This is a genomic window from Actinomycetota bacterium, from assembly GCA_012837825.1.
GTDB lineage: Bacteria > Actinomycetota > Humimicrobiia > Humimicrobiales > Humimicrobiaceae > Humimicrobium.
Genome location: DUQM01000004.1, coordinates 1 through 7,318, shown reverse-complemented (window position 1 = coordinate 7,318; position 7,318 = coordinate 1). Strand labels below are relative to the sequence as shown.

General features: G+C 36.7%; 10 protein-coding genes and 1 riboswitch. Of the genes, 5 read left to right on the top strand and 5 right to left on the bottom strand.

Going from position 1 to position 7,318, the window contains the following annotated elements:
* Nucleotides 1-23 precede the first annotated feature (23 nt).
* A complete protein-coding gene (rlmN, locus tag GXZ93_00410; GenBank protein HHT78257.1) occupies nt 24-1,022 on the top strand; it encodes a 23S rRNA (adenine(2503)-C(2))-methyltransferase RlmN in 999 nt (332 codons plus the stop codon).
* Here rlmN and GXZ93_00405 read toward each other — a convergent pair.
* Entirely contained in the window at nt 1,015-1,215 is a 201-nt protein-coding gene (locus GXZ93_00405) for a DUF2007 domain-containing protein (GenBank protein HHT78256.1), read from the bottom strand. The genes rlmN and GXZ93_00405 overlap by 8 nt on opposite strands.
* A gap of 27 nt (nt 1,216-1,242) precedes the next feature.
* On the bottom strand, nt 1,243-1,914 hold the full coding sequence (locus GXZ93_00400; GenBank protein HHT78255.1) for a TIGR00266 family protein: 672 nt from the start codon (nt 1,912-1,914) through the stop codon (nt 1,243-1,245).
* Nucleotides 1,915-2,180: 266 nt separating this feature from the next.
* Between GXZ93_00400 and GXZ93_00395 the strand changes: the two genes are divergently transcribed.
* Together GXZ93_00395 and GXZ93_00390 are read left to right on the top strand one after the other, a co-directional pair.
* The gene (locus GXZ93_00395; GenBank protein HHT78254.1) at nt 2,181-2,762 is read left to right on the top strand and encodes a manganese efflux pump; all 582 of its coding nucleotides are present in this window, start codon (nt 2,181-2,183) and stop codon (nt 2,760-2,762) included.
* Nucleotides 2,763-2,890: 128 nt separating this feature from the next.
* The gene (locus tag GXZ93_00390; protein ID HHT78253.1) at nt 2,891-3,613 is read left to right on the top strand and encodes an SIMPL domain-containing protein; all 723 of its coding nucleotides are present in this window, start codon (nt 2,891-2,893) and stop codon (nt 3,611-3,613) included.
* A 233-nt stretch (nt 3,614-3,846) separates the two neighbouring features.
* Here the strand turns inward: GXZ93_00390 and GXZ93_00385 are convergent, their stop codons facing one another.
* Together GXZ93_00385 and GXZ93_00380 are read right to left on the bottom strand one after the other, a co-directional pair.
* Entirely contained in the window at nt 3,847-4,017 is a 171-nt protein-coding gene (locus GXZ93_00385; GenBank protein ID HHT78252.1) for a hypothetical protein, read from the bottom strand.
* A gap of 56 nt (nt 4,018-4,073) precedes the next feature.
* A complete protein-coding gene (locus GXZ93_00380) occupies nt 4,074-4,229 on the bottom strand; it encodes a hypothetical protein (protein HHT78251.1) in 156 nt (51 codons plus the stop codon).
* A 37-nt stretch (nt 4,230-4,266) separates the two neighbouring features.
* On the opposite strand from GXZ93_00380, the gene GXZ93_00375 reads away from it, so the two are divergent.
* Both GXZ93_00375 and mscL read left to right on the top strand, forming a co-directional pair.
* A complete protein-coding gene (locus tag GXZ93_00375) occupies nt 4,267-5,577 on the top strand; it encodes a diguanylate cyclase (protein ID HHT78250.1) in 1,311 nt (436 codons plus the stop codon).
* A gap of 256 nt (nt 5,578-5,833) precedes the next feature.
* The gene (gene mscL, locus GXZ93_00370) at nt 5,834-6,283 is read left to right on the top strand and encodes a large conductance mechanosensitive channel protein MscL (GenBank protein ID HHT78249.1); all 450 of its coding nucleotides are present in this window, start codon (nt 5,834-5,836) and stop codon (nt 6,281-6,283) included.
* A 181-nt stretch (nt 6,284-6,464) separates the two neighbouring features.
* Here mscL and GXZ93_00365 read toward each other — a convergent pair whose 3' ends face one another.
* Nucleotides 6,465-7,040 carry a hypothetical protein gene (locus tag GXZ93_00365; protein HHT78248.1) on the bottom strand — a complete coding sequence of 192 codons (576 nt, stop codon included), beginning with the start codon at nt 7,038-7,040 and terminating at the stop codon, nt 6,465-6,467.
* Between the two features lie 109 nt (nt 7,041-7,149).
* Nucleotides 7,150-7,235: riboswitch (cyclic di-GMP riboswitch) on the bottom strand.
* Nucleotides 7,236-7,318: the final 83 nt, after the last annotated feature.

The following is a 7,318-nucleotide window of genomic DNA, read 5'->3' as shown; positions in this document are numbered from 1 at the left end:
AATTAATTATAAAAGGTTTCAATATGTCTAACAATAATATAATTGAACTATTAAAAAACGAACCTTCTTACAGGTATACACAGATTTTAACTGAAGCATATTCAAAGCTTATCGATGACTGGGAGAAAGCGACAAATCTTCCTCTAAAATTAAGAAAAAAACTTAAAGAGAACTTCAGTCTCCAGGTAAATGGAAAAATAATTGATTCGGGGAGGACGGATTGCCTTAAAGCAGTTATTGAATTTGAGGACAGAATATTAGTTGAGTCTGTATTGCTCAGGCACAAGGATGGAAGGAATACCGTATGTGTTTCATCCCAGGCAGGATGTGTAATGGACTGCCTGTTCTGTACCACTGCAGCAACCGGTTTTATCAGAAATCTTTATTCGTATGAAATACTGGCGCAGCTTGTATTTTTTCAGAGGGTTTTAGGTAAAGAAAATAAAAGAATTACAAATGTTGTTTTTATGGGCATGGGTGAACCGCTGATTAATTATGAGAACACGATGGAAGCGATAAGAATTTTAAACAATAAGCATTTTTTTAATATAGGCCAGAGAAAAATATCAGTTTCGACATCGGGGATACCGACAGGAATAAAAAATCTTGCTGATGAAGGACTGCAGTTAAATCTTGCGCTTTCCATTAATGCGCCTAATGATGAGATAAGAAAACTTATAATGCCTGGTGCCTCAAAATATCCATTGAACGAAATACTTGATTCTGTAAGATATTATTTTGAAAAAACAGGCAGGAGAATAATGTTTGAATATGTGCTTTTAAAGGATATAAACGATAAAGAGGAACATGCTATTGAACTTTCAGGTAAAATAAAAGACATAGAAGGCTTTGTAAATATCATTCCTTTTAACGGAAAGGGCATTTATACAAAGCCTTCTTTCGATACAATTAATTCATTCAAGAGTGTCCTGATGAAACAAAAAATCAATGTTACCCAGAGATATGAATTTGGTTCGGATATCAGTGCAGCCTGCGGACAGCTGGTTTTCAGGTTTAACTGATTTGAGAGTCAATAAGATTAACGGCTGTATCATAATCCTGTTCTTTAACAAAAAGTTTAACCCCCCAGTATAATTGTGCTGAAGGATACATCTCTCCCGCATCATCAGACATTATTATGCTTTTTATGCCGCCGGCATCAAGAAAGCCTTTTGTTAGTTCCGCTTCAATTCTTGAATTAAATGTCCTAATCAATTTTAAGCTGCTTGTCACGATTAATTATTATTTTTTTGGCAATTTTGGCATTAGCCAGCCTAAAAATGCATCAATTGATCTTGACTGGATCAGTGCTTTTCCGGGACCCGTGAGCTCTACTACAAGTCCTTCACCACTAAGAAGAGTTGACTTTAATCCACCTATTCTTTTAACCTGAAATCCCAGTTTTTCTTCAAAAGCCACGAAATGACCGGTATCAACAATATATTTTTCATTGGCACCCAGTACAATCTCATGTATCGCGCCATAGCTTGACAGAATGACCTTTCCCTGGCCACTAGCCTTCAGCAGTATCAGGCCTTCTGATGCAAAGAAAGATTTTGCGCCGCCCCATTTTGTATCAATGTTTACTCCCGGTGAAGAAGCGCAGTAAGAACCTGACTGAATAAGCATTGTTTCACCGGCAATATCCGCTACGAACATATCGCCCGGTAATGCAGGTGCTATGTTTATCTCTCCACCTTCAGGAGGAGCTGTAAATGTGTTCATAAAGAAAGATTCTCCGCCCAGAAGGGATCTTCCAAGCGCTTTCATAAAACCGCCTGCCGCTTTGGTCTCTATATTAACTCCCGAACTCATGCTTACCATTGAACCGGATTCAACCTGTATATTTTCTCCCGGTGAAAGCTTGACATTTGCCATGCTGTATGATGGGGCATACAATATTTTTACTTCCATGGATTCTCCTTTCAATGATTATTTCCTTTATCAAAATTATAGTATGTATTTATAAAACTTAAAATAATTTTTTATTAAAAACGAATATTAACTGACTGTGCAGGCCGTGTAATTTTAACATCATAATAATATTTGATGAAAAAAATAAAAGACTGTAAAAAATAATTTTTAAATTATCTGAAATTACCATATATTATTACCATATATTATTAATTTGTTTATCTTATTATCTATTAATATTTGTGGATACAGGCGGATGTAGTCAAATGATCCAGATAGTTTTTATAGCAGCAAGTCTTGCAATGGATTGTCTGGCAGTTTCGATTGCAGGCGGTATCGGCTGCAGGGATATAAAAACAAGATTAAAATATGCACTTAAGATAGCGGCTTTTTTCAGTTTGTTTCAGATGATCATGCCTCTGATAGGTTATGCGGCCGGGTATGGATTTAAAAATCTGATTTCCAGTTTTGATCACTGGGTTGCATTTGCCCTGCTCGCTGCTATAGGGATAAAAATGATATATGAAGGCATTAAAGGCGAAGAAAAAGAAAATAAAGAGAAAAATATCATAAACAACAAAACTCTTCTCATACTGTCAGTTGCAACAAGCATTGATGCGCTTGCCGTAGGGATAAGTTTTGGGATAATGGATATTTCTCTCCTTGTATCAATCATTGCCATAGGGGCATTTGCTTTTTTATTATCTTTTGCCGGATTTTATCTGGGCAATAAAGCCGGAAGATTCCTTAGGGGCAAGATAGAAATAGTGGGGGGAGCAATACTCATATTAATTGGCATAAAGATTCTGATGGAACATTTATTTGATTTTAATTTTTATTTCTTTTAAAAGTTTCGTATTTTTTTTATATAAAAACCGGATTCTATTATAGTAAAAGTGAAAATCCGGTGATAAAATAAAACCTATCATGAAATCAGTAAGAGAAAATTATAAAACACAAACTGCGAAAGGGAAAAATGGAAAAAAATAATAAAATAATATATTTCGGTATTATTGTTGGAGCTTGTTTCATAATAGGGATACTGATTTTTTCCATGTTCTTTTACAAAACAAGAGCACAGGAAAATACGATGTGGGTCACCGGTTCTGTTAAACAGCAGGTAACATCTGATATTGCAAAATTCAGTGCATCATTTTCAAGGAATATGCCTGCAGATGACTTAAAATCCGGATATTCCCAGATGAAAAGAGATGAAGATATAGTAAAGCAGTTTTTTAAGGAAGCGGGATTTAATGAAAATTCCATAAGCATCTCCCCGGTATATATGGATGCACCTTTTATGTATGATCCAAATGCTGCAAAAGAATATATATTAAGGCAGTATGTTGAAATACAGTCAGAGGAAGTACAAAAACTTACAGATCTTTCAAAAAATATTCAGAAACTTGTTGATGAAGGTGTAATATTTTCGATAAGCAATTTGCAGTATTTCATATCCAATCTTCCTGAACTGAGAATCAATCTGCTGGCTGATGCTGTAAAGGATGCAAAGGCCAGAGCGCAGAAGATTGCAGAAGGCACTGATAAAAAAATAGGAACCATAAAGACTGCCAATATGGGCGTGGTTCAGGTTCTTCCGGTTAATTCTACAGAAGTTTCTGATTATGGAGCTTATGATACCGGAACTATTGAAAAAGAAGTAATGATAACAGTTACTGTTTTATTTACACTTGAATAACAGGAATAATTTATATTTATATATTTAATTTATATAAGCTCTGTTTCCTTAAGACAGCTGATTGTGTTGATGTGTTGCTTGACAGGACGGGGATTATAACCAAACCCTTTTGCAGCTTTATTATGGGAAATGTATCAATAATTGAAACATTGTCATCATTGTCTGATTGACCTTTGGTTGTTTTGTCATATTTTTTTACACTTTCCTTTCAGTAGCCTGGAATTCATTGCTGTTTATTCCAAAAACCTTGTCTTTACAACTATCTCCGGAGTGGCTGCATGGCCCGGTTTGTCTATCTCCCCTTGGTCGTCGCCGGAGATTGCGGAGAGGGGAGCCCTTTTTAAATGAAAAACTGTGCCTGGCACATCAAATTCTTTCTTTTGCCTGTAATCCTGAATTTGCATATTAAAAAAGCGCGATATATGTGATATAATAAGGTATCTTTTAGCGAGGAGATCCATCAGTACATGAAAAATGAAGGTGAAAAATCCGCAAAACCCTTATTTCTGCGTTCCATTGTCATCGCCCTTATTATAACTGCACTGTGCATGGTGGTTATGGCACAGGTGTCGTTTTCGATTTCTTCCAAAACCATAAACGAATTGGCGGTGTTCAACTACAAACTCATAACAGACACAAAGGCGCATGCATCCATGCATTGGTTTTGGGAAAACAGATTGATTCTTGAAAATCAGTGTTTTGCCATTGCCAGCAAAGAGATGAACCGTCGGGAACTTCAGGACTATTTGGCGAATTTTTTAGAGAGCAATGACGACCCTTATGTGTACGATATTTATTTTACCTCAATTGATAACATAATGGCGGCCGGAACGGACTATGACAATCTTGTCGACGATCCGGACATTGATTACAGACAGAGCCAATGGTACACAGCGACAATTAATACCGACGATGTAATATATTCAACGGCTTACATTGACCCTGACACCGGACGTCTTGTAATAACCCTGTCAAAGCGCGTCATGCGCGACGGGCATATGATAGGCGTGCTTGCATTAGATGTGTTTGTAGACTCTCTTGTGGAGCTTTTTACCGATGATTCTACGCTCGAAAACTCCTATGTCTTCATTGTGGACTCTGATATGGGGGTTATAATTCATCCCGACAAGGATTCTTTCTACTATGATGACACCCCTCGCAGGTTGGACAGTGCGGGTCTTTCTGATTATCCCAAAATAGTTGAAGCGATAAAAGAAAATAAGCAGGGTGTGATTATCTCCGACTATGACGGAGTCAAGAGGACTATATATTTTCAGGGAATTGACGAGAGCGGCTGGTACGTAATTAACGCCATAGACAACAGCCTCATAACTGCCGGAACCGTTAATCTGCGAAATAAATTTTTGGTTATGGCTGTGTTAGTAATATTTTTTTCAATATTTATAGACCTGTTTATAAGATTAAGGCAATACAGGAGAAGCCGCCGTGCATTCGATAAGGTTACCGATATGGCCTATATGGATTCCCTTACCATGCTTTATAACCGAAGGGCCTATGAAGAGGATGTGTTGCTCATAAAGGCCGGAAAAGAAAAAGAGGACCTGATACTGGTTTCTTTGGACATCAACGGGCTTAAAGAGTGCAACGACAAGCTGGGTCATGCTGCCGGCGATGAACTGCTGAGAGGCGCTGCTCAATGCATGAAAATTGCTTTCGACAAAAATTCCAAGATATACCGCACTGGCGGAGATGAGTTTTCGGTAATTATACATGAGAGTGTGGAAGAGGCTCATATAATGTTGAGCCGCTTTGATGCAGAGGTTGCCTCCTGGCAGGGCAATATGGTCAAAAAGCTTGCAGTTTCTTACGGATTTGTAGCTTCGGTTGAATACCCCGAACTCTCTTTTGACGAAATTTCAGCCCTGGCCGACGAACTGATGTATGCAAACAAGGCCGAATACTACCGTATAAACGGCATAGACAGAAGACGACGTAAGACTTAACAGTGACTAATTCTTTAACACTAAAGTCTAATGCCCGGTATTGGACTTTTTAGCTCTTCAAAGTTTTCCGGATTTCTCCGAAATAATTCAGGGAGGGGGATGGACTTGGGGAAACGGATATGATTTTTACCGGTTCAAACTTATCTGTAAAATCTGAATTTTTTTATTTATATGATTTTTATTAACAAACTATTGAAAGAGAAATAAGGTGGAAAAGGAAAGCAAAGATAAAAAAACCGTTAAAAAAAAGGGATTTATAAGGGAGTTTAAGGAATTTATTTTAAGAGGCAATGTAATTGATATGGCAATAGGAATAGTAATTGGAGTAGCTTTTGGAGCAGTTGTCAATTCTGCAGTTAATGATATCATAATGCCTCCCATAGGATTATTGCTTGGCAAAGTAAATTTCGCCAATTTCTTTATTGTTTTAAAGCAAGGCTCGACACCTTCTCCATACAATACAGTCAGTTCGGCTGCTGAAGCGGGAGCTGTTACTTTAAATTACGGATTATTCATAAATACCCTAATCAGTTTCATCATTATCAGCTTTGTTATTTTTGGGATAATAAAACTTATGAACAGATTCAGAAAGAAAGAAGAAGCAAAACCCGAAGAAACAAAAGAGTGCCCGTATTGTTATTCATCAATAAATGTAAAAGCTGTGAAATGTCCAAACTGCACATCTGATCTAATCACATCTGACTGATCTGATATCTTTTTATAAAGCATATTAAAAATAAAAACAGCCTCCCCGAACAGGGAGACTGTTTTTATTGAGTAAGGCAGGCGTCCAATTCACTTGCTCTTAATTACTCTCATTTTCTCTCTTTTTTCATGTGTTTATTTGCGAAACTTATATATTTTAAAAATCTAAAATAATTATTTAATTAATTTGTGAAAACGGTTGTTACAACTCTTCTGCCTTCAGTCTCAACCATCGATACTCCTATTTTTCCATACTGTGCTCTTAGTATGTTTGCTCTGTGGGAAGGGCTGTTCATCCATGCATCCACGAAAGCCTCAGGTGAGCCTATGGAAGCCGGCTGGCATTGCGCAAGATTCTCGCCGGCATATCTGTATCTTATTCCTGCTCCTCTTAAAAAGTTAAATACGTTTGTGCCTTCAGGAGTGTAATGTGAAAAATAATTTCTGTTTATCATGTCCTGGCTTCTTGCTATTGCAACATCGGTAAGCGCACCGTCTGCTGCAACAGGAGCAAGACCATTTTCTACTCTGATATTATTAATTAATGCTGCTACATGATTTTCATATTCTGTAAGAGCAGCTTCTTTTGCGATAACTGAACCCGAACTGCTGTTTTTGTTAAAAGTTGATTTTCCCTGTACTTCTATACTGCCTTTTGGAGCCATAAAGCCTGCGGAACTTATGAGCAATAATGTCAGTATTGCTGCAACAGAAATAAGGATTGATAAATTTTTTACTTTTTGGATTTTTGCCTTCATTTTTTCCTACCTTTTTTATTTTTTTACTCAATAAAATTTACTCAATAAAAAAAGCCATTTAACTCAGAGGCTAAATGGCTATAAGAGACAAAATAATGTCTTATAAAACAAAAATAATAGCCGGTTGCACCACTAGCTCCTTACATTTCAGGTGCCCAAATTAATGAAATGTAAATCTGCGCCTCTATTAAGAAATTATTTAAATATGTTGTCAAAAAAACTATTAATTATTTAACGATACTAATAATAATAGTTAAATATATAATTGTCAATATATT

Coding starts and splice junctions, on each gene's coding strand:
- rlmN (HHT78257.1), top strand. CDS start 24: ATGTCTAACAATAATATAATTGAACTATTAAAAAACGAACCTTCTTAC.
- GXZ93_00400 (HHT78255.1), bottom strand. CDS start 1,914: ATGGAAGTAAAAATATTGTATGCCCCATCATACAGCATGGCAAATGTC.
- GXZ93_00395 (HHT78254.1), top strand. CDS start 2,181: ATGATCCAGATAGTTTTTATAGCAGCAAGTCTTGCAATGGATTGTCTG.
- GXZ93_00390 (HHT78253.1), top strand. CDS start 2,891: ATGGAAAAAAATAATAAAATAATATATTTCGGTATTATTGTTGGAGCT.
- GXZ93_00385 (HHT78252.1), bottom strand. CDS start 4,017: ATGCAAATTCAGGATTACAGGCAAAAGAAAGAATTTGATGTGCCAGGC.
- GXZ93_00375 (HHT78250.1), top strand. CDS start 4,267: ATGCATTGGTTTTGGGAAAACAGATTGATTCTTGAAAATCAGTGTTTT.
- GXZ93_00365 (HHT78248.1), bottom strand. CDS start 7,040: ATGAAGGCAAAAATCCAAAAAGTAAAAAATTTATCAATCCTTATTTCT.